Below are 25,996 nucleotides of genomic sequence, written 5' to 3'. Positions count from 1 at the left end.
AGCCATGACGCCGCCCGCACGGCCCGCACGGCCGGCAACCCGACGCTGGATCGAGGACTGGGACCCCGAGAACGAGGAGTTCTGGCAGCGCTCCGGCAAGCAGACCGCCCGCCGCAACCTGATCCTCTCCGTCCTCTCCGAGCACATCGGTTTCTCGGTGTGGAGCATGTGGTCGGTCCTGGTGCTCTTCATGTCACCCGCGATCGGCCTGGGCTTCACCCCCGCCCAGAAGTTCCTGCTCGTCGTCGTCCCCACCCTCGTCGGCGCCGCCCTCCGGCTCCCCTACAGCTACGCCGTGACCCGCTTCGGCGGCCGCAACTGGACCGTGTTCGCCTCGGCCGTCCTGCTCGTCCCCACCCTCGCCGCCCTGTACTTCGTGCAGCGCCCCGGGACCCCGCTGTGGGTGTTCCTGATGATCGGCGCCGCCGGCGGAGTCGGCGGCGGGAACTTCGCCTCCTCGATGACCAACATCACCGCCCTCTTCCCGCAGCGCCTGCAGGGCTGGGCCCTCGGCGTCAACGCGGGCGGCGGGAACCTCGGGGTCGCCGCGATCCAGCTGATCGGCCTGCTCGTCATCGCCACCGCGGGCAGCACCCACCCCGCGTACGTCATCGCCGTCTACCTCCCCCTCATCGTGGCGGCCTCGCTGCTCGCCGCCCTGAAGATGGACAACTTCGCGGCCGTACGCAGCGCCCCCGGCGCCCAGCGCGAGGCCGCCCGCAACCCGCACACCTGGTGGATCTCGCTCCTCTACGTCGGCACCTTCGGCTCGTTCATCGGCTACGGCTTCGCCTTCGGGCTGGTCCTGCAGAGCCAGTTCGGCGCCACCCCGCTCGAGTCCGCCTCGTACACCTTCCTCGGGCCGCTGCTCGGCTCGCTGTTCCGGCCGGTGGGCGGGCTGCTGTCCGACCGGTGGGGCGGGGCCCGGGTCACGCTGCTGACGTTCTGCGCGATGGCGGCGGGCACCACGGTGCTGCTGCCGGCCTCGGCGCAGGGCTCGTACGGGCTCTTCGTCGCCGGCTTCACCGTCCTGTTCGTACTGACCGGCATAGGCAACGGCTCGACGTACAAGATGATCCCGGCCGTCTTCGCCCGGCAGGCGGAGGAGGAGGTCACCTCCGGCCACGACGCGACGGCCGCCTTCGCCCGGGCCCGCAGGCTGTCGGGGGCGGTCATCGGCATAGCAGGCGCGGTGGGCGCGCTCGGCGGGGTCGGGGTCAACCTGGTCTTCCGCAGCGCGTACAGCGGCCCCACCGGGTCCGGCGAGCCCGCCTTCGTCGCCTTCCTCGGCTTCTACCTGGTGTGCGTCCTGGTCACCTGGGCGGTCTACCTGCGCAGGCGCCCGGCCGGCCAGAGCGCGCCGGAGCGCGTGCGGACCGGGGCCTCCCGTGTCTGACACGACCCGATCCTCCGGGACCACCGCATCCTCCGAGGCCGTCACGCACTGCCCGTACTGCGCGCTGCAGTGCGGTACGCGGCTCAGGCACGCGGCAGGCCGTACGACCGTCGAGCCGACGCAGTTCCCGGTGAACCAGGGCGGGTTGTGCCAGAAGGGCTGGACGGCGCCCGCGCTGCTGGACACCCCGGGGCGGCTCACCCGGCCCCTGGTGCGCGGCGCGGACGGTGTCCTCGCCCCCGCCACCTGGGAGGCCGCGCTCGACACGATCGCCGCCCGGCTGCGGGAGATCCGCGCCGTACACGGCCCCGACGCGGTCGGCGTGTTCGGCGGGGGCGGGCTCACCAACGAAAAGGCCTACCAGCTGGGGAAGTTCGCCCGGGTCGCGCTGGGCACCAGCCAGATCGACTACAACGGCCGGTTCTGCATGTCCTCGGCGGCGGCCGCCGGCTCGGCGGCCTTCGGGCTCGACCGGGGCCTGCCGTTCCCCGTCACCGACCTCGGCGGTGCGGACGTGATCCTGCTCGCCGGGGCCAACCCGGCCGAGACCATGCCGCCGCTGATGCGCCACCTGAACCGGGCGGCCCTGATCGTCATCGACCCGCGCCGCACCCCCACCGCCGAGGGCGCCGCCCTGCACCTCCAGCCGACGCCCGGCACCGATCTCGCGCTCGCCCTCGGCCTGTTCCACCTCGCCGTCGTCGAGGGGCACGCCGACCAGGGCTACCTGAACAAGCGGACCACCGGCTTCGGCGCCGCCTGGGCGCGGGCCGCCGCCTGGTGGCCCGAGCGGGTGGAGCGGGTCACCGGGGTCCCGGTCGCCGACATGCGCGAGGCGGTCCGGCTGCTGGCCGCCACGGAGCGGGCGTACGTACTGACCGGGCGCGGCGCCGAGCAGCACAGCAAGGGCACCGACACGGTCGCCGCGTTCATCAACCTCGCCCTCACCCTCGGGCTGCCCGGCCGCGAGGGCAGCGGCTACGGCTGCCTGACCGGCCAGGGCAACGGCCAGGGCGGGCGCGAGCACGGCCAGAAGGCCGACCAGCTGCCCGGCTACCGCATGCTGACCGACCCCGCCGCGCGCGCCCACGTCGCCGCGGTGTGGGGGGTGGAGCCCGACGCGCTGCCGGGCCCCGGGCGCAGTGCGTACGAACTCCTCGACGCGCTCGGCACGGACGGCGGGCCGCGCGCGCTGCTCGTCTTCGGATCGAACCCGGTGGTCTCGGCGCCGCACGCGGCCCGGATCGGGGAGCGGCTGAAGTCCCTGGACCTGCTGGTGGTGGCCGACTTCGTGCCCTCCGAGACCGCGCAGCTGGCGGACGTCGTCCTTCCCGTGACCCAGTGGGCCGAGGAGGAGGGCACGATGACCAACCTCGAGGGCCGGGTGCTGCGCAGGCGGCGGCTGCTGTCCCCGCCCGGCGAGGCACGCAGCGACCTGGACGTCCTGCACGGCCTCGCGGTCCGGCTCGGCCAGCCCGCAGGCCGCTTCGCGACCGCGCCGCGCGAGGTGTTCGAGGAGCTGCGGCGGGCCTCGCAGGGCGGGCCCGCCGACTACTCGGGCATCAGCTACGAGCGGCTCGACGCGGGTGAGGCGCTGCACTGGCCCTGCCCCCAGCCCCTCGGAAACCGGACCGCCGGGGGCGCGGCGGCGCACCCCGGCACCCCGCGCCTGTTCCTCGACGCCTTCGCCCACCCGGACGGGCTGGCCCGGTTCGCCGAGGTCGAGCACCGCGACGGCGCCGAGACGCCCGACGCCGCGTTCCCGCTGTACGCCACGACCGGGCGGGTGCTCGCCCAGTACCAGTCGGGTGCGCAGACCCGCCGGGTCCCGGAGCTGGCCGCGGCCGCGCCGGAAGCGTTCGTGGAGGTGCACCCCGACACGGCCGGGCGCTGCGGGCTGACCGACGGCGGGTGGGCCCGGGTGAGTTCGGCGCGCGGCAGCACGCTGGCCCGGACCCGGCTGGTCCCCTCACTGCGAACGGACACGGTGTTCCTGCCGTTCCACTTCGCCGGGGCGGGCCGGGCCAACCTGATCACCAGTGCGGCGCTCGACCCGCGCAGCAAGATGCCCGAGTTCAAGGTGTGCGCGGTACGGATCGAGCCGGCCGAGGCGGGGCCGTGAGCGCGGCCGAGGTGCTGGTGGTCGGCGGCGGCCCGGCCGCGCACCGGTTCGCGGAGCGGCTGCACCACCACGGGCACCGGGGCGGCATCACCGTGCTCGGCGCCGAGCCGCAGGCCCCGTACCACCGGGCGCTGCTGGGCTCCGTCCTGGACGGGACGCTGCCGGCCCCCGCCCTCGCCCTGCCCGCGTTGCCCGCGGGCATCCGCCTGCACACCGGGGTCACCGTGACCCGGATCGACCGCGCGCGCCGACTCGTGCACTCCACCGATGGCACGGCCGGCTCCGTGCACCGCTACGACACGCTGGTCCTGGCCACCGGGTCCCGCCCGGCCGTCCCCCGGATCCCGGGGCTGCCGGCCGAGGGTGCAACGGCGCTGCGGACCCTCGCCGATGCCGGGCGGTGCGCCGCGGCGCCCCCGGGGGCCGCCGTCGTCCTGGGTGGCGGACTGCTCGGGGTCGAGGCGGCCGCCGCGCTGCGCCGGGCCGGGCACGAGGTGGCGCTCGTCCACCGCGGGCCGCATCCCCTGCACCGGCACCTGGACGCCGCCGCGGGCGCGCTGCTCACCCGGCGCCTCGCGGACCTCGGGGTGGACGTCCACCCGGGCCGGACGGCGGCCGCGTACTGCCCCGGCAAGCTCACCCTCGACGACGGTCTGGTGCTCGCGGCCGACACCCTGCTGCTGTGCACCGGCACCGTCCCCGAGACCGGGCTCGCCCGCCGGGCCGGGCTCACCGTCCGCACCGGCGTGGTCGTCGACGGGCTGCTGCGCACCGACGACCCGCGCATCCACGCCATCGGCGACTGCGCCGAGCACCCGGGGGACACCGCCGGGCACCTCGAACCCGCGTGGGCGCAGGCGGAGTCGCTGGCCCGGCAGCTCACCGGCAGCGCCGCGGCGTACGCCGGCACCCGGCAGATCACCCGGCTGCGGGTGCCCGGCGTCGACCTGGTCCGTCTGGGCAGGGGCGGGCCGGCCCCCGAGGGCGCGGAGGTGGTCGCGTTCACCGATCCGGCGCGCGGCCGGTACGCCCGTCTCACCCTGCACGGGCAGCGGATCACCGGGGCGGTCCTGCTGGGGCTGCCGCGGGCCATCGCCGCCGTGAGCCGGCTGTACGAGCTCGACCTGCCGGTGCCGGCCGGGCGGCTGGAGCTCCTGCTCGGCATCGCACCGGCCGCGCCGGGGGCCGACGGACTTCCCGGCGACGCGGTGGTCTGCCGCTGCAACAACGTCACGAAACACGCCGTCACCGAGGCCTGCCGGGCCGGTGCCGCCGACCTGGCGCAGATCGCCGCGACCACCCGCGCCACCACCGGCTGCGGAGGCTGCACGGACGTCGTCCGCGCGCTGTGTGCGGCCGTACGGCCCGAAGGGGGCAGCACGCCATGACCCGTACCGCTCGTACCCTCGTCGTCGCCGGGCACGGCATGGCCGGGCACCGGCTCGTCGCCGAGCTGCGGGGCCTCGATGCCGCCGGGGCCTGGCGGGTCGTGGTGCTCGGGGAGGAGCCGCATCCCGCGTACGACCGGGTCGCGCTGTCCTCGTACCTCGACGGCCGGAGCGCGGCGGACCTGGCCCTGGCCGGGCCCGGGCTCCTGGACGATCCGCTGCTGGAGCTGCGGCTGAGCACCGGCGTGGCCGCCGTGGACCGGGCGGCGCGCACCGTGACCACCACCGCCGGCGACGTGGTCGCGTACGACGCGCTCGTCCTGGCCACCGGCTCGCGGCCGTTCGTACCGCCCGTGCCGGGCCGCGACCTGCCCGGCTGCTTCGGGTACCGCTCGCTCGGCGACCTCGACGCGATCCGCGCCGCCGCCGTGCCCGGCCGCCCCGGCGTGGTGATCGGCGGCGGGCTGCTCGGCCTGGAGGCCGCGAACGCGCTGCGGCTGCTCGGCATGGAGCCGCACGTGGTGGAACTCGCCCCGCGGCTGATGCCGTTGCAGGTGGACGCGGACGGCGGCGGTGTCCTCGGGCGGCGCGTGGCGCAGCGCGGGCTCCGGATCCACTGCGGTGTGGCGACGGCAGCGCTCGAGGCGGGCCCGGACGGCCGGGTGGCCTCGGTGGTACTGGCCGACGGCAGCACCCTCGAGGCGGACGTCGTGGTGTTCTCGGCGGGGGTGCGGCCACGGGACGAGCTCGCGGGCCCGGCGAGCCTGGCCACGGGCGAGCGCGGCGGGTTCCTGGTCGACGAGCTGTGCCGGACGCGGGACGAGCGGATCTGGGCGATCGGCGAGTGCGCGGCCGTGTCGGGCCGCTGCCACGGGCTGGCCGCACCTGGCTACCGGATGGCGGCCTCCGTCGCCCGGCAGCTGCTGGGCCTGGGCGGGGAGCCGTTCGGGGAGGCCGACCTGTCGACCAAGCTCAAGCTGCTCGGCGTGGAGGTGGCGAGCTTCGGCGACGCCCATGCGGCGGCCGTGGGCGCGGTGGAGCTGAGCCGGCTGGACGAGGCGGCGGGTACCTACGCGAAGCTCGTGCTGGACGCGGACTGCCGCACCCTGCTCGGCGGCATCCTCGTCGGTGACGCCCGCGCCTACGGCGAGCTGCGCCCGTACGTCGGCCTGGGCTTGCCCGCGGCGGGCCACCGGCTGCTGGCCGGGGCGGCCTGAGGAGCGCAGAACGCAGGACGCAGTACGCCGCCCTTCGGGGTCCGGGAACCCGAAGGGCGGCGCAGGGCAGGGCCGGTGGGGGCGCCGGTGGGGGACGGCGCGGCCGTGCGGTGGAACGCAACGGTGTGTCAGACGGTCTCGAGGGTGCGGCCCTCGGAGTCGGACGGGCCGGAGCCCTGGACGGCGGCCTCGGCAGCCGCGGCCTTCGCCGCCCTGGCCTTCCGGGAACTGGAGAAGCGGCGCGTGATCGGCGCCTCCACCCAGGCGTACAGCGCCCAGGACAGCAGCACCGCGACGACGATCTGGGCGGCGATCAGGGCGACGGCGACCGGGGTCGGGTAGAGCTGGTCGCCGAGCAGTTCCCGGGAGTAGGCCAGGACGATGTAGTGGAGCAGGTAGAAGGCGAAGGAGATCTCGCCGAGCCAGATCATGAACCGGTTGTTGAACGGCGTCGGCTTGTTCTCCGCGTCGCGCGTGGCGACGGCCGCGATCAGCAGCACGATCGGGACGAGGGTGACCGAGCGCTGCGCGTACAGGTGCTCCACGTTCATGGCGACCGCGTAGCTCACGGCCAGCAGCAGCGCCGACCAGGTCGTGCCGATGTTGCGCCAGCGGCCCGCCATCACGGCGCGGGCGACCAGGATGCCGAGGGCGAAGTCGAGCAGCCGGACGGGCGGCAGGACGTACGCGAACCAGTACTGCACGGTCGAGGTGCCGTCGGCGCCGGGCATCTGCATGCCGCCGCCCGGGATGACCGCGTAGGTCAGCGTCGGGGTGAGGCAGATGGCGGCGACGACGCCGCCTATCCACCACTTCAGCCGCGCGGGGTCGATCTTCTTGATCAGCAGGAACAGCAGCGGGAAGGCGAGGTAGAAGATCGCCTCGGCGCCGAGCGACCAGCTGGGCGGGTCCACGCTGAAGTTGGTGGCGAAGTCCGGCACCCACACCTGCACCATGAGCAGGTTGACCACGGCCTGCCAGGGCTTCGTCATGACCGCCGCGAACGTGAGCAGCGCGAGCGCCCAGGTGATCACGTAGTTCGGGTAGATCTTGACGAAGCGGCGGCGCCAGAAGGCCCGCATCGTGTCCCGGTCGCGGGCCGACCAGGTCAGGACGAAGCCGCTGAGCACGAAGAAGAAGGTCACGCCGAGCGCGCCGGCCTGTGAGGCGTACTTGGCGAACGCGTCGTTCGCCGCGTCGTCCTCGAAGAGCCGGATCCACGGCACCCCGAGGGAGGCGTGGAAGAAGAAGACCAGGAGGGCCGCGGGGAAGCGGAGTCCGGTCAGCGAGGGGAGCCGTGGCGGTCTCACAGGTCTGGAACCGACCGTTCCATTCATGGACATGACAAATACGCTCCTTTGTGGGTGACGGGATGACTGGGCGACGGGAAGAAAGGGAAGGCGGGAGACCTGTGCCTGCGCGCCGGTGTGCCGTGCGTGAACGGGTCCGGGCCGAGGCCCGGACCCGTTCGGTGCGTCAGTCGCGGATGACGGTCTTGGTCCGCATCAGGAACTCGCCGAGGTAGCCGTCGTGCGGAACGCCCGGCCTGATCCAGTACGTCGGGTGGTCGCCCAGGTAGACGTTGCTGATGGTGGGCTCCTGGAGCAGCGCGTCGATCAGCGCCTCGTCCTCGGTGAACGCGGTCAGCACCAGCGAGTTGCGCAGCGGGCCGATCCCGTCGGCGGGCGACCACGGGGCCACCCACACGCAGGGGAAGGGCAGTTCGATGCCGGCCTGCTCGGCGTCCGGCCGCGCCAGCTGGTGCACGGCCGGGCGCAGTACGGCGCTGCCGTCGCCGAGCTCCTCCACGATGCCGTCGCCGCCGAGGTGCGCGGTGGACCCGGCCGCCTTGGCCAGCAGGAACTTCTCGATGGCGCGCGCCCCCTCCACCGGCTGCACCGCGAGGACGGCCTTCGCGTCCTCCGGGGGCAGGCTGGGGATCGTGGCGAGGCGCTCGGCGATGGCCTGCGCGAGCGGCGCCGGATCGCCGTCGACGAGCACGGTGGTGGCGTTGATGCAGGCCACACCGCCCTGGTGGCTGATGGAGTCCACGATGGTGTCGAGGTGGTCGCGCCAGTCGACACCGGCCGGGACCAGCATCTTGGAGCGGCCGGGGCCCTGCGGCAGCACGTTGGTGCCCGCGTACTTGCGCACGACGTCGTCGCCGCCGTACACGAGGCCGTAGTCGGCGCTGCGCAGGATCTCGTCCGCCGCCTCGTAGTCCGTGGGCAGCAGCACCACCTGGTCGTTGCCGAAGCCCGCGGCCCGCAGCGCCGAGATCAGCCGGTGCGGGGTGAACGGCTCGCGGCGCGAGGGCCGCACCGCGACGCGGTAGCCGAGGGCGAGGGCCTCGACCCACAGCGAGTGCGGGCCGGGGTGGTTGCCGGCGGCGTGCACGGCGAACACGTCGCCGCGCCGGGTCCACACGGCGCTGCCCGTACGGGTCTCCCCGGCGCGCCAGTCGTCGACCGCGCCGGTCGGCCGGGCCTGGTACGCGGCGAACCGGGACTGCTCGGTCGCCTCGATGATGGCGGCGGTCGCGGCCTGCACGACGCCGACGGGCACGCCGGAGACCCGGGCGACCGTGTGCTCGTACTCGGCGAACGACAGCCCGTCGATCGTCTCCTCGGCGAAGATCTTCCCGGCGCGGGCCAGTGCAGCCGTCCGCTCGCAGGCCGGCAGCGAGCCGGCCTTGCGCAGGGCGTCCATCGCGCGGGTCACGAACAGCTTCGGGACCAGGCTGAGTTCGGCGACCGGGGCACCCGTCACATCGGTGACGGTCATGCGCTTGCGGGCGCGGAAGGGTCCGGCGGGCCCGAGTGCGTCCAGCGTGATCAGGCCGGCGCTCCCGGTGCTGTCGGCGCTCCCGGCGCTCATTAATAGACCCCTTCGATGACGGTCTCGTTGTCGAACTCCTGGACCGGCGCGATGTCCGCCACGGAGTCCCCGAGCTGCCAGATGCCCTCGGGGGCGGGCACGCGGGTCGCGTAGTCGCGCTCGAGGTTGTTCGGCATGAACAGGCTCTTGCTGATGTGGTGCATGACGACCTGGCCGCGCTCGCCGTACGGGACGGTCTCGCGGGTCTCGGGGTCGACCACGTCGAAGATCATGTGGGGGGAGAACGGGTCGTAGATGCACGGGTCGTCGTCGGACAGGCCCGGGCGCTCGCTGGCGTTGCCGAGGATCATCGTCGAGCCGTAGCCGCTGTACAGGTGGGCCTTGGGGAAGACCTCGGTGCGGTACAGGTAGCGGGTGTCGGCGTCCATCTGGGTGCCGACCCAGTTGATCGCCTTGACCTTCTCGTCGATCAGCTTGGCGAGGTCGTCGCGGCGGGCGAGGCGCTCCAGGACCGGCGGCGTGCACATCAGGACGCCGATGTCCTGGGTCTGCAGCAGGAACGCGACCTGGTCGACGATGTGCTCGGCGTACGCACCGGCCTCGGCGCCCTTGCCGTCGGATATCAGCTTCTTGACCCAGCGCGGGTCGAGGTCGACGGTGAAGGCGAGGCCGCCGCGGAAGGCGGTCTGCCGCTTGATCACGTCACCGACCATGTGGGGCCCGGTCGGGGCGACGACCAGCCAGTTCACGTTCTGCGGGACGCCGTGGCGGTCCAGCTGGGCGCTGCTCCAGGTGAGCAGCCGGTCCAGCCACTCCCGGAGCAGCACGATGCGCTTGGGGGCGCCGGTGGTGCCGCCGCTCTCGTAGACGCCCACGACCTCGGGCTTCTCGCCGTAACCGCGGGGTATGAGGTCCTCGGCCCGTACGTGGCGCAGTTCGTTGGCGAGGTTGGGGAACTTGCCCAGGTCGGCGAATCCGCCGATGTCGGTCAGCGGATCGAATCCGAGAGTTCCTGCGCGTTCCAGCCAGAACGGCGAACCCGTTTCCGGGGAGAAATGCCACCGCAGGGCGGCGCGCAGGAATTCGTCGGGGTCCGGCTGGGTGTCGAGTGGAAATTCCAGCAAGGGATCAACGATGGACACAATGCTCCTTCCGGATACGGAGTAACGCCGTACTCTTCGCATCGTGCGCCTCGCCGCAGCAGCCGGTCCACGGCATTCGGATGAGTCCGTCAACTGTCTGTGTCAGGTCAGCTGGATCCCGACGGTCCGGTTTGCGCCACCGTCTTCGGGAGTTCGTCGAGCAGCATTCCGAAGTGGGTGCGGTAGGCGGCCAGGATCTGCTGGTCGCCCTCCAGCTGTTCGGTCGTGCGCGCCCCGCCCTCGACCCTGACCAGGCGTTTCCCCTTGAGCGTGACCCGGCCGTCCGCGAGCGGCAGCGAGCAGAACAGCTCCTGGAGGAACGGCGAGTCGGGGCTGCTGCGCCACCACCACAGGGTGGGCCCGAAGTCCTCGAGGCGGCAGGGGCGGTCGTCGATCCGGTAGAGCGGGTTCCCCTCCAGGGACACGTCGAAGCCTCCGGCCTCGGCCGGCGCGACCCGGTACTCCCCGTTCGGGTCCCGCTGCACGTCAGTGGTGGCGAAGCGGAGCGGGTGGCGGCTGTTGCGGCCGAATCCGGCGTCGACCAGCCAGGGCTCGTCCAGGGTCACCCGCAGCGCGAGATGGCACATCGCCGGCCCCAGCCCGTCCGGCCGGTAGACCCGGCCCGGCAGGATCTCGACCCGGTACCCGAGGGCGTCCAGCAGGACCGCGAAGGCCGTGTTCACCTCGTAGCAGCCGCCTCCGCGCCGCTGTCGCACGATCTTGTCGACGACCTGCTCGCCGAGGTGGATCTCGCGGTCGAGGTGGTAGTCGATGTTTTCGAAGGGCACCGAGAGGACATGCCGCTCCTGAAGGTGGCGCAGACCCTCGAGATCGGCTTTCTCCGGCCTTTTCGCGCCGATCCGCTCGAGGTATCCGGCCACTCCTGCGTCGTCCAGCATCGCATTCTCCTTGACGATTCGAACCCGGCAGCGTACGCCGAATGAAAATACACGGCCACCCGTCGTTGCCGAATCGATCTGACGGACAACCCGGCACCTGACACAGTGCCGTTCCGCTTGTTGCGGGGTTCTTGCGCGGTTACCAGCATCGGATGGCCCGGAGTCATCCGACGCGGCACATTCGGTTCGAATGGTCACCGTGGAGTCGGCGTGACTGACCGCCCGCCGATGACGATGGAGAACCCACGGCAATGGCCACCTCAGCCGCCCACCGCCCTTCGCCAGAAAACGATGCCGAAGCCGGATCCGTGCTCGCGCACACCAGCGCCGGCGTGATCGCCGGGGAACGCTGCGGACGGCTGTCCGTCTTCCGCGGCATCCCGTACGCCGCGCCGCCGGTCGGTGCCCTGCGCTTCGCCTCGCCGCGGCCGGCCGTCCCGTGGAGCGGGGTGCGCGACGCCACGGCGTTCGCCCCCGAGTCGCTCCAGCCGATCATCCCCGGCAGCGCCGAGGACTCCCTGTACGCCAACGTCTGGACGCCGGCGCCTCCCGCGCAGGCCCCGGGCAGCGCCTCCGACGCCGAAGAGGACGCCGACGCCGAGGGCGCCAGGCCGGTGCTCGTCTACATCCACGGCGGGGGCTGGATGGTCGGCGGCGGCAGCCTGCCCGTCTACGACGGCGCCCGCCTCGCCGACCGCGGCGACCTCGTCGTCGTCACCTTCAACTACCGCCTCGGCGCGCTCGGCTTCGGCCTGCACGAGGAGTTCACCGACCCCGACACCGGCGACTTCGCCAACTGGGGCCTGCAGGACCAGGTGGCGCTGCTGCGCTGGGTCCACGAGAACGCGGCGGCCTTCGGCGGCGACCCCGGCAACATCACCGTCGCCGGCACCTCCGCCGGCGGGGCGAGCACCTGGCAGCTCGCGCTCCTGCCCGAGCTGCGCGGCATCATCCGCCGCATCGTCCCGATCAGCGCCTGCCACGTGTGGGAGCCGTCCACCTCGCTGTCCCCCGCCGACTCCCGCCGGGCGTACGAGTCGGTCGCGCGCCGGCTCGGCACGACGGTGCCGGGCCTGCGCGAGGTCCCGGCGGCCGCCCTGATGGGCGCCTGGGAGGAGGTGTTCGGCGGGCTGCCCGGCGAGCGCGAGGTCGGCAGCGGCCGCGAGTTCCGCGGCCCGGTCGTCGACGGCCGCTGGATGAGCGCCTTCGACTACGAACTGCCCACCCCCGATGTGCCGATCCTGGCCGTCTACGCCCGGACCGAGGGCTCGTTCTACACCGGCCCCTGCCCCCCGCAGCCCACCCCCACCCCGCCGCCCACCGACGCGGCCGAGCTCCGCGAAGCCGTGCGCGGCGTACTGGAGAAGGGGATGGACAAGGCCCCGTACGAGCTGGCCGACGCCTGCACAGCCGCCTACCGCGAGGCCGCCGAGGCCGACGGGCTCCCGCTGGACCCGCTGTCGCTGTGGACGGAGATCTGGGGCGACGCGCTGTTCCGCTACCAGATCATGCGGCTGTCCGAGCGGCACGCCCGGCACGGCCGATCGCCGCAGTACGTCATGGAGTTCGCGTACCCCGTACGGCCGCCGCACCACGGCACCCCGCACGAGGCGACCTCGCCGTTCCTGTTCGGCACGTACGGCGACCCCTCGGCCATCTCCGCCACCTACCCGGTGCCGGAGACCGTGCCCCTGTTCCACGACGGACCGCACGAGCGCGCCGTCTCCGAGACCTTCATGGACCTGGTGGCCGCCTTCGCCCGCGACGGCGTGCCCACCGGCCCTGGCAGCCCCGCATGGCCGGTCTTCGATCCCGAGCACCCCAGCACGCTGGTCCTCGGCGGTGAGCAGGTCGCGGAGATCGCCACCACGTCGAAGCTGCGGCAGCTGCGGTTCTGGGACGAGTCCGGCTGGGTCCCGCGCACCTGACCTGCCCCGCGGCCGACCTGCCGGCTCCCGGCGGCGCGGCCCCACGCCCCCAGAGACACGAATGAGGTTCTTGTCATGGCAACACTCGAAACACCCGCCGAGACCGCCGCACCGGCGCAGGCGCCGGAACGCACGTCCCTGAAGAGCTGGCTGGCCGTCGTCTCCGTCGCCGTCGGCATCTTCACCCTCGTCACCGCCGAGCAGCTGCCCATCGGCCTGCTCACCTCGGTCGGCGGCGCCCTGCACGTCTCCGAGGGCACGGCCGGCCTCATGGTGACCGTGCCCGGCCTGGTCGCCGCGCTGTCCGCGCCGCTGATCCCGGTGGTCGTCGGCCGCATGGACCGCCGCTTCCTGCTCGTCGGCCTGATGACCGTGATGGCGGTCGCCAACCTGGTCACCGTCCTCGCGCCCAACTTCGGGATCCTGCTCGCCTCGCGCGTCCTCGTCGGCGTCACGATCGGCGGCTTCTGGGCCGTCGCCGGCGGTCTCGCCTTCCGGCTGGTGCAGCCCGCGGCGATCCCCCGGGCCACCGCGCTCATCTTCGGCGGCGTCGCCGCCGCCAACGTCCTCGGCGTGCCGACCGGCACCCTGATCGGCGGTCTGGCCGGCTGGCGCACCGCGTTCGCCACGCTCGGCGTCCTCGCCTTCGCGGTCCTCGTCGCCCTGCTGGTCCTGCTGCCCTCGCTGCCCGCCACCAAGCCCGTCAGCGTGGGTGAGCTGATGGGCCAGTTCGCCAACCGCGGCGTCCGCTCGGGCATCATCGCCACCGGCCTCATCGTCACCGGGCACCTCGCCGCGTACACGTACGTCAGCCCGATGCTCCAGCAGGTCTCCGGCATCGACGAGGACCTGATCAGCGTCCTGCTGCTGGGCTTCGGCGTCGCCGGCATCATCGGCAACTTCGTCGCCGGCGCGGCCGTCGCGAAGAACCTGGGCCGCACGATGGCCGTCATCATCGTCGCGCTGGCCGCCGCGATGCTCCTCTTCCCGCTGCTCGGCAAGAGCCAGGCCGGCGGCATCGCCCTGCTGATCCTGTGGGGCCTGGCCTTCGGCGGGGTCTCCGTCAGCCTGCAGACCTGGATGCTCAAGTCCGCGCCCGACGCCATGGAGGCCGCCTCGGCCCTGTGGGTGTCGGTCTTCAACCTGGCCATCGCGCTCGGCGCGCTCGTCGGCGGTCTGATCGTCGACCAGGTAGAGCTGATCACCGTGGCCTGGCTGGGCGGCGTCGTGGTGCTGCTCACCGCGCTCACCCTCCCGAGCCTGCGCACCGCCGGCAAGGCCGCCGAGTGAGCACCCCGCCAGCGAAAGGAACCTCCTCAGTGACCACCACCGCCGTGACCACCGACGACCTCGCCGCGCTCGCGTCCGAGCTGCGCGGGCCGCTGCTGCTGCCCGGCACCGACGCGTACAAGGACGAGGCGCTCGGCTTCAACCGGATCCTGCCGGACGCCCGGCCCGCCGCAGTGGTCCTCGCCGACGGCACCGCCGACATCCTCGCCTCGGTGCGCTTCGCCGCGCGCCACGGCATCGCGGTCGCGGTCCAGGCGACCGGGCACGGCGTCGCGCTGCCCGCCGACGGCGCCCTGCTGATCAACACCCGCAACCTCGACGGCGTACGGATCGACCCGCGCACCCGCACCGCCCGCATCGAGCCCGGCGTCCAGTGGAGCCGGGTCATCGAGGAGGCCGCCGCCTTCGGGCTGGCCCCGCTCAACGGCGCCTCCCCCGGCGTCGGCGTCGTCTCGTACACCCTGGGCGGCGGCCTCGGCCCGCTCGGCCGCTCGTACGGCTACTCCGCCGACCACGTGAAGAACATCGACCTGGTCACCGCGGACGGCGAGCTGCGGTTCGTGTCCCCCGAGGAGCACCCGGACCTGTTCTGGGCGCTGCGCGGCGGCAAGGGCAACTTCGGCGTGGTCACCTCCATCGAGATCGGTCTCTTCCCCGTCGCCCGGCTCTACGGCGGCGGCCTGTTCCTCCCCGGCGAGCACATCGACGAGATCCTGCGCACCTGGCGCGACTGGACGCGGACCGTCCCCGACGCGATGCAGTCCTCGATCGCCGTGATGCGCTTCCCCGACATCGACGTGCTGCCGGAGCCGGTCCGCGGCCGCTTCCTCGCGCACATCCGGATCGCCTACAACGGGCCCGTCGCGGAGGGCGAGGAACTGCTGCGCCCGCTGCGGGAGATCGCGCCGGCCGTCCTCGACACCGTCGCGGACATGCCGTACACCCGGGTCGCCGAGATCAACATGGACCCGACCGTCCCGTTCGTCTACTACGAGCGCTCCACCCGGATCCGGGAGCTCGACGATGCGGCGATCGACACCCTGCTGCCGCTGATCAAGGAGGGGGTGGACGCGGTCCGCCCCGGCATCGAGCTGCGCCACCTGGCCGGCGCCCTGGGCCGGCAGCCCGAGCACCCCAACGCGCTGCCGCACCGCGAGACCGCGTACACGCTGTTCGCGGGCGCCCCCGTCTGGCCCGAACACATCCAGGACGTACGGGAGTTCCAGGAGCGGCTGATCGAGACGATGGAGCCCTGGCGCATCGGCGGCCCGTTCCTGAGCTTCATCAGCGCCCTGGAGAGCACGCCCGAGCACCTGCGCTCGGCGTACGACGAGGCGACGTACGCCCGGCTCGTCGCCGTCAAGGACGCGTACGACCCGCAGAACGTGTTCCGGGTGAACCACAACATCCCGCCGACCGGCTGGTCCCGATGACCGAGGAGAGGACGAAGACCATGCTCAGCGATGCGATGGTGGACGCGTACCTGGAGCGCATCGGCGCGCGCCGGCCGGAGAAGGCCGACATCCACGCCCTGCGGCACCTCCAGGAGCGCCATGTGCTGTCGGTGCCCTTCGAGAACATCGACTACCACGTCGAAGGCGCCGAGCTCGGCCTCGAGCGGGACTTCCTGTACGAGAAGATCGTCACCCGCCGGCGCGGCGGCGGCTGCTACGAGCTGAACCCCGCTTTCGGGCACCTCCTGGAGGCGCTCGGCTTCTCCGTGGAGATCCTCGCCGGCCAGGTCTTCCTCGGCGGCGAGTTCGGCGCGCCGCTGTGCCACCTGGCGCTGCGCGTGCGCCTGGAGGACCGGGACTGGCTGATCGACGTGGGCTTCGGCAAGAACAGCCGGTTCCCGCTGGAGACCGGGTCGGCGGAGGTCCAGAAGGACCCGCACGGCGATTACCAGGTGACCCGGCCCGAGGAGGGCTTCCTCCAGGTCCACTTGAACGGGGAGATCCAGTACCGGCTCGACGAGCGGCCGGTGCGGATCGAGGACTTCTACCCGACGCTGTGGTGGTACCGCACGGCGCCCGATTCGGTGTTCCTGCACAACCTCATCTGCTCGATCCAGAACGAGGGCGGCCGGGTCACCGTCAACGGCCGGGAGCTGACGCGTACGGACGAGAACGGCACCGTGACGGTGGAGCTTGCGGACGACGCCGCCCTGCGTGCCGCGTACGAGGAGGGCTTCGGCCTGGTCATCGACCCGGCCGCCATGCCGAAGCAGCCGGACGTCGATCCGGCCATTCGCATCGTCATGCAGATCGACTGAATATCCTTTCCCTGATATCCACACCCCTGTGCCGCACGTATTCCGCGTGCGGCACAGGGGTTTTTCTGCCACGGCGAACACATCGGGCCGACCTGACGGATCGACATCTGGTCCATACCTCTCGTGAATTCATCGCGCCATCATAGGAATTGCAGGAATACTCATCAATTCCATGGGAGACGATCACATGCGCAAGAGCACCCGTATCAAGGTCGCCGTTTTCGCGGGCGTCGCCGCGCTCGCCACCGCGACGGCCGTCACGGGCTCCGCGAACGCCGCGGTCGAGGGCGGCAGCAGCTGCTACACCCTGCCGGGCAGCTGGAAGGTCGTCGACGACAACACCCACGAGACCTTCCTCGGCAGCTACTACGGCAGCGCCACCGCCACCGCCGGCGTCGTCAACTTCACCTCGCCGAACAACACCACGACCGCCTCGCACGGCGAGTGGCGCCAGACCGGCTGCGGCACCTACTCCGACACCGACGTCGCCTTCCTGATCGGCGCGGACGGCAAGGCCGCCTCCACCATCACCTTCAAGGCCAACATCTCGGTGACGGGCAAGAACACCGCGAACTTCGACTTCGCCTTCACCATCAACAACCTGGACGGCTCCTTCGTCACCAGCGGCGCCTCCACCGGCAAGGCCACCCGCATCGCCGTCCAGCCCCGCTGACCCCGCACTTCCCCCGCACACCCCCTGCACCGCACTCACCCCCTCGGCGCCCCCCTCAGGCGTCCGCCGTACGGGCCCGGCTCCCCCCAGCCGGGCCCGTACGGCTTTGTCGCGTACGGGCGCCCGCACCGCCAACGGAACGGGGCCCGCGGTGCGCACCGGCCGGGGTGCGCGCCACGGGCCCCGCAGGGGCCGTACGGGAGCTCAGGAGGGCTCGGGGGCCGGCAGCGCGGCGACGACCACCGCGGCCTCCTCCTCGGTCAGCTCGATCCCGAACTGCTTGGCCAGCAGCTCGCGCACCTCCCCGTCCGCCACGTGCCGGACCTCGACGGTGCCGTCGGCCCGGGTCAGGGTGAGCTTGCGGTGGTTGAGGTTCAGCCGCCAGTCCTCCGCGATCCGCTCCAGGAAGACGCGGCCGGTGAACGGCGAGCCGGCGTGCGTGGAGATGAAGTAGTTCGCCACCACGCAGTCGATGTGGTGGTGCGCCTCGGTGGCGTACCAGTACAGGGGGAACCAGCCCTCGTCCCGCTTCAGCGAGAGCACCCACTCCTTGTCGGTGCCCTCCTCGCGGGCCAGCCGGTACACCCAGCCGCCCTGGTCCGAGACGGTCCCGTCCGAGACCGGGATCGGCTCCAGCGGGCCCTCGTCGCCGAAGCCCACGTCCGCGAGGTACGTCTCCTCGCCGACGGCCACGCTCAGCATCAGGTGGGTCCGGGGCAGCGGCTTGGGCGCGTCCAGGAGCGGGCGGGCGTACAGCCGCGTGACCTCGTACCCGAGCCGCTCCAGCAGCACCGCGAAGAGCATGTTGTGCTCGTAGCAGTACCCGCCGCGCCTGCTGCGCAGGAGCTTGGACTGCATGACGTCCACGTCGAGGTCGATGCCCCGCCCCAGCAGGATGTCGAGGTTCTCGAACGGGATGGTCAGGGCGTGCGCCCGGTGCAGCCGGCGCAGGGTCTCCGCATCCGGCTCCAGCGGCCCGGTGATGCCGAGGCGGTCGAGGTACGCCTCGACGTCGAGGAGTTCGGCCTGCCACTGGGCGGCGCTGCAGAACGGCCTCATGCTCAGCCCTTCTTCTCGCTGTCGAGCATGGCCATGCCCTCGGCGTCGAAGCGCGTGCCGGCGACCTCCTCGGCGGGGACGGCCCGCTCGATCTCGGCGACGTCCTCGGCGGTCAGCTCGAGGGAGAGGGCGCCGAGCGCCTCGGTGAGCTGGTCGCGGCGGCGGGAGCCGACGACGGGGACGATGTCCACGCCCTGGGCCATGGCCCAGCCGATCGCCAGCTGCGAGGTGGTGACGCCCTTGGCCTCGGCCACCTTGCCCAGGGCCGCGACCAGCTGCAGGTTGCGGTCGAGGTTCTCGCCGCTGAAGCGCGGGAAGTTGCTGCGGCCGTCGTCGGAGGCGGCGGCGCGCTGGTGGTTCCAGCGGCCGGACAGCAGGCCGCGGGCGAGCACCCCGTACGCGGTGATGGCGGTGCCGAGCTCGCGCGCGGTCGGCAGGATCTCGTCCTCGATGGAGCGGGAGAGCAGCGAGTACTCGATCTGGAGGTCGGAGATGGGGTGCACGGCGGAGGCCCGGCGCAGGGTCTCCGCGCCGATCTCGGACAGGCCGATGTGCCGGACGTGGCCGGCCTCCACCATCTCCTTGACGGCGCCGATGGTCTCCTCGATCGGCACCGCCGGGTCGAGGCGCGCCGGGCGGTAGACGTCCACGTAGTCCGTGCCGAGCCGCTGCAGGGTCTGGGCGAGGGAGTTCTTGACGGCCTCGGGACGGCAGTCGACGCCGAGGATGCCGCCGGACGGGTCGCGCAGGACGCCGAACTTGACGCTGAGGGTGAGCTGCTCGCGGTCGTGGCTCTGCAGCACCTCGCGCAGGAGGAGCTCGTTGTGGCCGCTGCCGTAGAAGTCGCCGGTGTCGAGGAGGGTGATCCCGGCGTCGATGGCGGCGTGCGCGGTGGCGACTCCCTCGGCCCGGTCGGCAGGGCCGTAGAAGTCGGACATGGACATCAGGCCGAGGCCGAGAGCGGAAACCTCAGGGCCGGCCGAACCAAGTGATCGCAGCGAAGTCATATACCCCAGCATTGAGCAGCCGCCTTCGGCGCAAAAACCATTCCGGGCCGGTCTGTCAGGTCGTGAATGGCCGAATATCGACGGGGATTCGGCTTTGCGAGTTGCGATCATCGACTGCATGACAGAAACGATGCGCACGGTCCGCCAGGACGTCCTGGGCGGCACCGAAGTACTGAACCTGACGGATTCCCCGCTCCCCATTCCCGGTCCCGCCGGAATTCTGGTAAAGACCCACGCCGCCGGCGTCAATCCCATCGACTGGAAGATCCGTGCATTCGGATTGTGGATGACCCCGCCGTTCGGCGTCGGCTGGGACGTCTCCGGCACCGTCGTGGCGGTCGCGGCGGGCGAGAACCGGTTCAAGGTCGGCGACGAGGTCTTCGGCCTCCCCTCCTTCCCCGACGAGGCCGCCGGGTACTCGGAGTACGTCGCCGCGCCCGCGCGCCACTTCGCGCGCAAGCCGGGCAGCCTCGACCACGTCTCCTCGGCCGCCCTGCCGCTCGCCGGCTCGACCGCCTGGCAGGCCCTGGTCGACGGCGCGGACCTGCAGGCGGGCCAGCGGGTGCTGATCCACGCGGCGGCCGGCGGCGTCGGCCACCTGGCCGTCCAGATCGCCAAGTCCCGCGGTGCGTACGTCATCGGCACGGCCAGCGCGGCCAAGCACGAGCTGCTGCGCGAGCTGGGCGCCGACGAGCTGATCGACTACACGGCGCAGGACTTCACCGAAGCCGTCCAGGACGTGGACGTCGTACTCGACCTGGTCGGCGGCGAGTACGAGGACCGCTCCCTGCGCACCCTGCGCCCCGGCGGGCTCTACATCGGCGTGACGAACCCCCTCGGGATCGAGGAGATCACCGCGAAGGCGACCGCGGCGGGCGTCCGCGCCATCACGGTCAACGTGGCCCCCGACCACATGGTCCTGCAGGAACTGGCCACCCTCGTGGACACGGGCCGGCTGCGCCCCCTGATCGCGGAGACCTTCCCCCTCCAGGACGTGCGCAAGGCCCACGAGCACGGCGAGTCCCGCCACACCACGGGCAAGATCGTCCTCACGGTCTGACCCGGCCCGGACGGCGCCGCCGCACCGACCGCCCCTGCGGGCGGTGCGGCGGCGGTGACGGTGACGGTGACGAAAACAAACCGTCTGACCACTTAAAGTGATCATGTGTTGTAACTGACGATGGCCGGTATGACGGGACCTCCCTCAGCGGACTCCGGCGACCCCTCCGAGAGCGCCAAGCTGCAGCAGGACGCCACGCGGCGGTCCGGAACACCGCAGACGGCGACGCGCTCTCCCTGCGCCGCTTCGGCGGTGACTGCGGCGACTCCGGCAACACGGAGGAGCTCGTCGGCAGCGGACGGGGGAACGGGAAACGGATCGGCGAGGCGGCCCACACCCTGACCCCCGGCGGCAAGGCGACGCTGAACAGCGGGCTCCTGGCCGCGATCGACGATTTCTCCGGGCGCTACCCCTTCCGCGGCAGCAAGCGCAACCGGATCGTGGTCGTGACCACGCAGGGCACCGACGGCTGCGGCGAGGACCCGGCCGCAATGAACAAGCGGGTCCGCGACCGGATGGACGCCCTGGGCCTGCAACTGGAGTTCCGGTTCGTCGGCTACCGCGTGCCCGTCAAAGAACAGGAAGCCCTGGGCAAGGCGTGCGACCTCACCACCTACGAGTCCTCCGCAGGTCTGCAACTGACCGTGAGTGACCACCCCAGCGCCATGGAGGGGTACGGGGTGGGCCTGGGGGAAAGCGAAACAGCCGGCATGGGAGAAGCGGTGGACATCCCGACCGGCGTCCCGGGTCTCTCCATCGGAACCATCCGCGATACCTCAGGGCCCGAGATCAAGGCCTGGCTCCAGGTTTTGAGGACCGACAAGCGCCCTGCCACGAGTAATCTCCTCTGCCTGCTCCCCAAGGAACAGGCAGACATCTGCACCGCCTCGCTCGTCTTCTTCTTCCTCCGGCAGGCGGCCGGCACGGACATCTCCACCGCCGACCGCGACCGCGTCACCGCAGCCGTCGAGGCCTACGTCAAGAGCCTGCCGTGAGGCGGTCGAAGTCGTACGCGCCGTGCAGCCACGCCACCTTGTCGTACATGTCGTCGTCCGACAGGGAGGCAAGCATCGCGTTGCGCTCGACCCGCGCCTCGCCCGCCGCGTGGTAGAGCTGCCGGCCCATCTCCCGGGCCACCAGCTGCACCTGCGCGGTCCGCTCGCGCCGTGCCGCGTTGTACTTCTCCAGCCGCTGCTCGAAATCGGCCGGGCAGCCGTCCAGCAGCCCGCTCAGCAGCACCGCGTCCTCGATCGCCTGGCAGGCGCCCTGCGCGGCGTACTGGAGCATCGGGTGCGCGGCGTCGCCCAGCAGCGCCACCCGGCCCTCGGTCCAGCGGTCGACCGGGTCGCGGTCGCACAGCACCCAGGACTTCCAGTCCCGGCCGAGCTCCAGCAACCGCCGTGCGGCTCCGGACAGTTCGGGGAAGGAGTTCACCACGTGGCCGTGCTCCGCCGGCAGGCCCGCCACGGCCTCCGTGGCGCCGTCGTCCCGGGTCGCGGCCAGGTTGAAGTGCTCGCCGCCCGCGATCGGGTAGTGGACGAAGTGCCACTTCGGGCCGGCCCACAGGGTGACGGTGTTCCACCGCAGCTCCTCGGGCACCTCCTCCATCGGGATCACCGACCGGTAGATGGTGTGCCCGGAGACCCGCGGGGACCCGTCGCCGACCATCTGCTGCCGGATCGCGGAGTGCAGTCCGTCGGCGCCGATCAGCGCGTCGCCGGTGACGCGCCGGCCGTCGGCGAGGACGGCGGTGACCGCGCCCGCCTTCTGCTCGTACGCGACGACGTGGTGGCGGCCCAGCAGCTCGATGCCGGGGTGGCGGCGGGCGGCCTCCAGCAGCGGCAGGTACAGGTCGACGCGGTGGACGACGGCGTACGGGTTGCCGAACCGGCCCCGGTACTTCTCCTTCACCGGCATCGCGGCGACCTTCTCGCCGGTCGTGCCGTCCATGAAGCGCAGCTCGTCGATGAAGACGGCGCGGTCGCGGACCTCCTGGCCCACGCCCAGCAGGTCGAGCGCGTGGAAGGCGTTCGGACCGAGCTGGATGCCTGCGCCGACCTCCGTGAAGACGTCCCTGCGCTCCAGGACGGTGACCTGGTGTCCACGCTTCGCGAGTCCGAGCGCCGCGGCGAGGCCACCGATGCCACCGCCGGCGATGAGTATGTCGGCCATGGGGGTTCTCACATCCCTTTCGTTGTCAGTGACTGTGGGTGCCCGAGCGGTGGGCCGGGAAGAGCCGTCCCAGTTCGGCGTGGAAGCCGGGGAAGGTCTTGCCGACACAGGACGGGTCGTCGAGCGTGATGCCGGGGACGCGCAGGCCCAGTACCGAGAACGCCATGGCGATCCGGTGGTCCCGGCGGCAGGCGATCCGGGCGGCTGTGGGGCGGCCCGGGTGGACGGTGAGCCGGTCCGGTCCTGACTCGGTGCGGATCCCGAGGGCCCGCAGGTTCTCCTCGACCGCGGCGATCCGGTCGGACTCCTTGAGCCGTGCGTGGCCGATGCCGTGGACGGTGATCGGCGCGTCGGCGAGCGGGGCCACCGCCGCCAGTGTCATGAAGGTGTCGGAGATGTCGCCCATGTCGACGGCGAAGCCGCCGCGCAGCGGCCCGGTGCCGGTGACGGTGGTCGCCCCGTCGGCGATCTCCACCCGGGCGCCCGCCCGGCGCAGCACCTCCACGAAGCCGAGGTCGCCCTGGACGCTGCCGCGGCCGAGGCCGGGCACGCTGACGGTGGTGCCGGTGACGGCGGCCGCCGCGAAGAAGTAGGAGGCGGTGGAGGCGTCGGGTTCGATGTCGAGCTCGGCGGCCCGGTAGCCGCCGGGCAGCACCTGGATCGCGCCGCCCTCGAACTCGTCGACGTACGCGCCGAAGTGGCGCATCAGCTCCTGCGTCATGGTGATGTACGGGCGGCTGACCAGCCCCTCGCCCCGTACGGTCAGCGGCTGCCGCATCAGCGGTCCCGCCATCAGCAGGCCGGTGAGGTACTGGCTGCTGAGCGAGGCGTCCACGGTCAGCTCGCCGCCGGTCAGGCCCCGGGCGGCGACGGTCAGCGGCAGGCCGCCGACGGGCTCGGCGACCCGGGCGTCCGCGCCGAGCCGCCCCAGCGCCTCGGCGAGGGGCCTCAGCGGCCGGGCGCGCAGCTGCTCGGTGCCGTCGAAGGTGAACGCGCCCGCGCCGGTCGCCGCGAACGGCGGCAGGAACCGGGCCGCGGTGCCCGCGTCCTCGCACCACACCGCGCCGCCGCCGGCCGGGGCGCGCCCGCTGCCGGTGACCTTCCAGCCGTCGTCGCCCTCCACGACGGGGACGCCGAGGCCCGCCAGCGCCTCCCGGAAGGCGGCCGTGTCCGCACTGACGAGCGGGGCCCGCAGCAGCGAGACCCCGTCGGCCGCGGCGGCCAGCAGCAGCGCCCGGTTGGTGATGCTCTTCGAGCCCGGGATGCGGGCGGTCAGTACGGCCGTGTTCACGCGCCCTCCCGGTGTCCGGCGCGGGCCAGCCCGGCCCGGGCGGTGGCGGCCACCCGCGCGGCGCTGAAGCCGTGCTGCCCATGGAGCGCGGTGTACGGGCCGCGCGCGCCGCACTGGTCGAGCCGGACCGGGATGCCGGCCTCGCCGAGCAGTTCGTAGCAGCCGAGCGCGGAGCCTGCCGCCACTGACACCCGGGCCCGGACGCCGGGCGGCGACTGGGGGCAGGGCATCGCCACCACCCGGGCGGCGATGCCCTCGCGGTGCAGGATGGCGCGGGCGTCGAGGGCGATGCGCATCTCGCCGCCGGTGGCGATCAGCACCACGTCGGGCGCGGCGCCCTCGGCGTCGGCCTCGACACCGACCTCGGCGTCGATCTCGGCCACGACGCTGTCCCGCTTGGACCAGCCGGGCTCGCCGGGATCGTCGTAGGGACGGGGAGAAGTCTGCATGGGACGGGCCACCGCTCTACTCGCTGGTCTTGCGGTCGAGCACGAGGTCGTGCCCGACGATGTACGCGGCCGCGTCGGAGCAGAGCCAGACCACGGTGTCGGCGATCTCCTCGACGCTGGCTCCCCGGCCGAGCGGGCAGGGGCTGATGGCGTTGATCCGGATCGACTGGGCGACGTACTCGCGGGCCGCGGTCCGGGTCAGGGCGCTGACGGCGGCCGTGGACGCGGCGTACGCGCCGAGGCCGGGGAGCATGCCCTGGGCGCCGATGTTGCTGGCCGTGTTGACGATGACCCCGCCGCCGGCGGTCTCCATGTGGGCGATCTCGTGCTTCATGGACAGCCAGACGCCGGTGAGGTTGGCCGTCAGGGTGTGGGCCCAGACCGTCTCGTCGATGTCCGCGACGGACTGGTGCGGGCCCAGTTCGGTGGTGTTGTTGAAGGCCACGTCCAGGGCGCCGTGCCGGCGCACGGTCTCGGCGACGACGTACGCCGCGCCGGCGTCCGCGCCGGCCGTCGTCTCCGACACGTCGGCGACGACGCTGTCGGCCTGCCCGCCCGCGTCGCGGATCAGCTTGACCGTTCCTTCGAGCGTCTCCGGGTGGCGGCCCGAGACCACCACCAGTGCGCCGAGCCGGGCGAAGGCAACCGCCGCTGCCCGGCCGATGCCTTCGCCTCCTCCGGTGACGAGGACGACCTGGCCGTCGAACCGTTCAGACATCAGCGTTCTCCTGATTCTCCGCTTCGGATTTAACGGGAAGGCGCTCTGCGGAACGCCACCGACCAACCGTCACCCTGCAAGAAACAACAGCCGGTGAGGCAGTGGCCTTCTCTCATTCCGTCAGGTCCCGGGGCAGGTGACGCAATACTCCGCCCGGCTTTGACACCGCTGTCCGCCCGACCGATGCTGCACGCCGGCTTAGCTGCGGAAAGGGGAGATCAATGCTGACGCTTTCGTGGACACGTCCGGTCGTCGGCGCAGTTCAGGAGGGGCGTCCGGCTCCTACGCGGGAGTGCCTGTGGCAGGCACTGCTGCACAAGGCGGAGTTCCCCACCGGCTATGTTCCGGCCATTACGGATTGCCGGATCAACGAACGGTACGCCGATGGATTTCTCCGGGAAATCCGGCGCGGGGGGCTGACCTTCCTGCAACGCGTCACTCCGCAGGAGAGCGCCGGGCGCATTACCTACCGGCATCTGGACGACACCGACATCGCGGAGATACGAAATGAGATCGGAGAGGACGAGGACGGCCGGCTCACGCTCACCCTGAGCATCACCCTGACCGACCGCCCGGCGGCCGCGATCCTGGCGCAGAACACCTATCTGCGGGACCTGGACTGCGATTTCCACGGCACGCTGGACGCCATGACGGAGGTCCTGCGCCAGGTGATGACCACAGGGGCGGACCGGAGGGCGTGACACCCACGCCTGCGGCCCCTCACGGCCCCCGGGGGCCGTGAGGGGCCGCAGGCGCTCTCGTGCTTCACACCTTCCCGGGCAGCGTGTGGACGCCCTCGACCGTCGCCTCCACGTCGAACACCGTGTACTGCACCGGCGCCCGCCCGATCAGCTCGGCCGCCCGCGGGGCCAGCGGCTGCGCCGCCGCCTCCGCGGACTCCCACAGCAGCACCGCGCCCCAGCGCTCCGTCGCCGGGTCCGCGATCCAGAACTTCAGCCGCAGCCCCTCGACCGCGGCGAACCGGTCGACCGCCTCATCGCGCAGGTACGCCCGCAGCGAGTCGATGCTGTGCCCCGAGCCCTTCAGGTCCCACCAGGCCACGGTCGCCTTCATG

23 protein-coding genes are annotated in these 25,996 nt (G+C 72.4%); 12 read left to right on the top strand and 11 right to left on the bottom strand.

Features of this window, described 5'->3' with window-relative positions; all coding sequences use genetic code 11:
• Positions 1–4: 4 nt before the first annotated feature.
• Genes AB0M76_RS01920 through AB0M76_RS01905 form a run of 4 tightly spaced genes read left to right on the top strand, consistent with a single transcriptional unit; the run spans position 5 to position 6,123 of the window.
• Complete coding sequence (locus AB0M76_RS01920; RefSeq protein WP_365951033.1) at positions 5–1,396, top strand: nitrate/nitrite transporter; 1,392 nt, start codon at positions 5–7, stop codon at positions 1,394–1,396.
• A complete protein-coding gene (locus AB0M76_RS01915) occupies positions 1,389–3,518 on the top strand; it encodes a molybdopterin oxidoreductase family protein (protein WP_365951032.1) in 2,130 nt (709 codons plus the stop codon). Before AB0M76_RS01920 ends, AB0M76_RS01915 begins: the two co-directional genes overlap by 8 nt.
• Positions 3,515–4,906 carry an FAD-dependent oxidoreductase gene (locus AB0M76_RS01910; protein WP_365951031.1) on the top strand — a complete coding sequence of 464 codons (1,392 nt, stop codon included), beginning with the start codon at positions 3,515–3,517 and terminating at the stop codon, positions 4,904–4,906. Before AB0M76_RS01915 ends, AB0M76_RS01910 begins: the two co-directional genes overlap by 4 nt.
• Positions 4,903–6,123 carry an FAD-dependent oxidoreductase gene (locus AB0M76_RS01905; RefSeq protein WP_365951030.1) on the top strand — a complete coding sequence of 407 codons (1,221 nt, stop codon included), beginning with the start codon at positions 4,903–4,905 and terminating at the stop codon, positions 6,121–6,123. Before AB0M76_RS01910 ends, AB0M76_RS01905 begins: the two co-directional genes overlap by 4 nt.
• Positions 6,124–6,251: 128 nt before the next feature.
• On the opposite strand, the gene AB0M76_RS01900 is transcribed toward AB0M76_RS01905, so the two are convergent.
• The 4 genes from AB0M76_RS01900 to AB0M76_RS01885 form a co-directional block, all read right to left on the bottom strand.
• The gene (locus tag AB0M76_RS01900; RefSeq protein ID WP_365951029.1) at positions 6,252–7,466 is read right to left on the bottom strand and encodes an acyltransferase; all 1,215 of its coding nucleotides are present in this window, start codon (positions 7,464–7,466) and stop codon (positions 6,252–6,254) included.
• Positions 7,467–7,599: 133 nt separating this feature from the next.
• Positions 7,600–9,000: an aldehyde dehydrogenase family protein gene (locus tag AB0M76_RS01895; protein ID WP_365951028.1), complete on the bottom strand. Its 1,401-nt coding sequence runs from the start codon at positions 8,998–9,000 to the stop codon at positions 7,600–7,602.
• Positions 9,000–10,103: an AMP-binding protein gene (locus AB0M76_RS01890; protein ID WP_266665649.1), complete on the bottom strand. Its 1,104-nt coding sequence runs from the start codon at positions 10,101–10,103 to the stop codon at positions 9,000–9,002. The genes AB0M76_RS01895 and AB0M76_RS01890 overlap by 1 nt, the downstream gene beginning before the upstream one ends.
• Before the next feature lie 107 nt (positions 10,104–10,210).
• Positions 10,211–11,002, bottom strand: a complete 792-nt coding sequence (locus tag AB0M76_RS01885; protein WP_365951027.1) for an arylamine N-acetyltransferase — start codon at positions 11,000–11,002, stop codon at positions 10,211–10,213.
• Positions 11,003–11,253: 251 nt separating this feature from the next.
• Here AB0M76_RS01885 and AB0M76_RS01880 point away from each other — a divergent pair, with 251 nt between their 5' ends.
• The 5 genes from AB0M76_RS01880 to AB0M76_RS01860 all read left to right on the top strand — a co-directional run bounded on the left by AB0M76_RS01880 (position 11,254) and on the right by AB0M76_RS01860 (position 17,165).
• Positions 11,254–12,930, top strand: a complete 1,677-nt coding sequence (locus AB0M76_RS01880; protein WP_365951026.1) for a carboxylesterase family protein — start codon at positions 11,254–11,256, stop codon at positions 12,928–12,930.
• A 75-nt stretch (positions 12,931–13,005) separates the two neighbouring features.
• A complete protein-coding gene (locus AB0M76_RS01875) occupies positions 13,006–14,220 on the top strand; it encodes an MFS transporter (protein WP_266665652.1) in 1,215 nt (404 codons plus the stop codon).
• A gap of 29 nt (positions 14,221–14,249) precedes the next feature.
• Positions 14,250–15,653 carry an FAD-binding oxidoreductase gene (locus tag AB0M76_RS01870; RefSeq protein ID WP_365951025.1) on the top strand — a complete coding sequence of 468 codons (1,404 nt, stop codon included), beginning with the start codon at positions 14,250–14,252 and terminating at the stop codon, positions 15,651–15,653.
• A complete protein-coding gene (locus AB0M76_RS01865) occupies positions 15,650–16,492 on the top strand; it encodes an arylamine N-acetyltransferase (RefSeq protein ID WP_365951024.1) in 843 nt (280 codons plus the stop codon). The genes AB0M76_RS01870 and AB0M76_RS01865 overlap by 4 nt, the downstream gene beginning before the upstream one ends.
• Positions 16,493–16,679: 187 nt before the next feature.
• Positions 16,680–17,165, top strand: coding sequence for a hypothetical protein (locus tag AB0M76_RS01860; RefSeq protein ID WP_266665655.1), 486 nt, complete (start codon positions 16,680–16,682; stop codon positions 17,163–17,165).
• 204 nt (positions 17,166–17,369) lie between these two features.
• Here AB0M76_RS01860 and AB0M76_RS01855 read toward each other — a convergent pair whose 3' ends face one another.
• Positions 17,370–18,224 (bottom strand): arylamine N-acetyltransferase, encoded by an 855-nt coding sequence (locus AB0M76_RS01855; protein ID WP_365951023.1) that lies wholly within the window; start codon positions 18,222–18,224, stop codon positions 17,370–17,372.
• A 2-nt stretch (positions 18,225–18,226) separates the two neighbouring features.
• On the bottom strand, positions 18,227–19,231 hold the full coding sequence (locus tag AB0M76_RS01850; protein WP_365951022.1) for an aldo/keto reductase: 1,005 nt from the start codon (positions 19,229–19,231) through the stop codon (positions 18,227–18,229).
• Between the two features lie 118 nt (positions 19,232–19,349).
• Here AB0M76_RS01850 and AB0M76_RS01845 point away from each other — a divergent pair, with 118 nt between their 5' ends.
• Both AB0M76_RS01845 and AB0M76_RS01840 read left to right on the top strand, forming a co-directional pair.
• Positions 19,350–20,291 (top strand): NADP-dependent oxidoreductase, encoded by a 942-nt coding sequence (locus AB0M76_RS01845; protein WP_365951021.1) that lies wholly within the window; start codon positions 19,350–19,352, stop codon positions 20,289–20,291.
• A gap of 446 nt (positions 20,292–20,737) precedes the next feature.
• Complete coding sequence (locus tag AB0M76_RS01840; RefSeq protein ID WP_365951020.1) at positions 20,738–21,286, top strand: hypothetical protein; 549 nt, start codon at positions 20,738–20,740, stop codon at positions 21,284–21,286.
• Here AB0M76_RS01840 and AB0M76_RS01835 read toward each other — a convergent pair.
• The 4 genes from AB0M76_RS01835 to AB0M76_RS01820 are packed head-to-tail and all read right to left on the bottom strand — an operon-like array spanning position 21,270 to position 24,921.
• A complete protein-coding gene (locus AB0M76_RS01835) occupies positions 21,270–22,463 on the bottom strand; it encodes a 3-hydroxybenzoate 6-monooxygenase (protein WP_365951019.1) in 1,194 nt (397 codons plus the stop codon). The genes AB0M76_RS01840 and AB0M76_RS01835 overlap by 17 nt on opposite strands.
• Before the next feature lie 25 nt (positions 22,464–22,488).
• A complete protein-coding gene (aroA, locus tag AB0M76_RS01830; RefSeq protein WP_365951018.1) occupies positions 22,489–23,754 on the bottom strand; it encodes a 3-phosphoshikimate 1-carboxyvinyltransferase in 1,266 nt (421 codons plus the stop codon).
• On the bottom strand, positions 23,751–24,203 hold the full coding sequence (locus AB0M76_RS01825; protein ID WP_365951017.1) for a transketolase C-terminal domain-containing protein: 453 nt from the start codon (positions 24,201–24,203) through the stop codon (positions 23,751–23,753). Before AB0M76_RS01825 ends, aroA begins: the two co-directional genes overlap by 4 nt.
• A gap of 16 nt (positions 24,204–24,219) precedes the next feature.
• Positions 24,220–24,921, bottom strand: coding sequence for an SDR family oxidoreductase (locus AB0M76_RS01820; RefSeq protein WP_266665664.1), 702 nt, complete (start codon positions 24,919–24,921; stop codon positions 24,220–24,222).
• Between the two features lie 221 nt (positions 24,922–25,142).
• Between AB0M76_RS01820 and AB0M76_RS01815 the strand changes: the two genes are divergently transcribed.
• Positions 25,143–25,622 carry an AtaL-like protein gene (locus AB0M76_RS01815; protein WP_365951016.1) on the top strand — a complete coding sequence of 160 codons (480 nt, stop codon included), beginning with the start codon at positions 25,143–25,145 and terminating at the stop codon, positions 25,620–25,622.
• A 64-nt stretch (positions 25,623–25,686) separates the two neighbouring features.
• Here the strand turns inward: AB0M76_RS01815 and AB0M76_RS01810 are convergent, their stop codons facing one another.
• Positions 25,687–25,995, bottom strand: a complete 309-nt coding sequence (locus AB0M76_RS01810) for a hypothetical protein (protein WP_365951376.1) — start codon at positions 25,993–25,995, stop codon at positions 25,687–25,689.
• Between the last annotated feature and the right edge of the window lies 1 nt (position 25,996).

It is taken from the genome of Streptomyces sp. NPDC051364 (assembly GCF_040682115.1).
Taxonomy (GTDB): domain Bacteria; phylum Actinomycetota; class Actinomycetes; order Streptomycetales; family Streptomycetaceae; genus Streptomyces.
The sequence above is the reverse complement of the archived record's forward strand: the minus strand, read 5'-3'. Positions and strand labels throughout refer to the sequence as shown.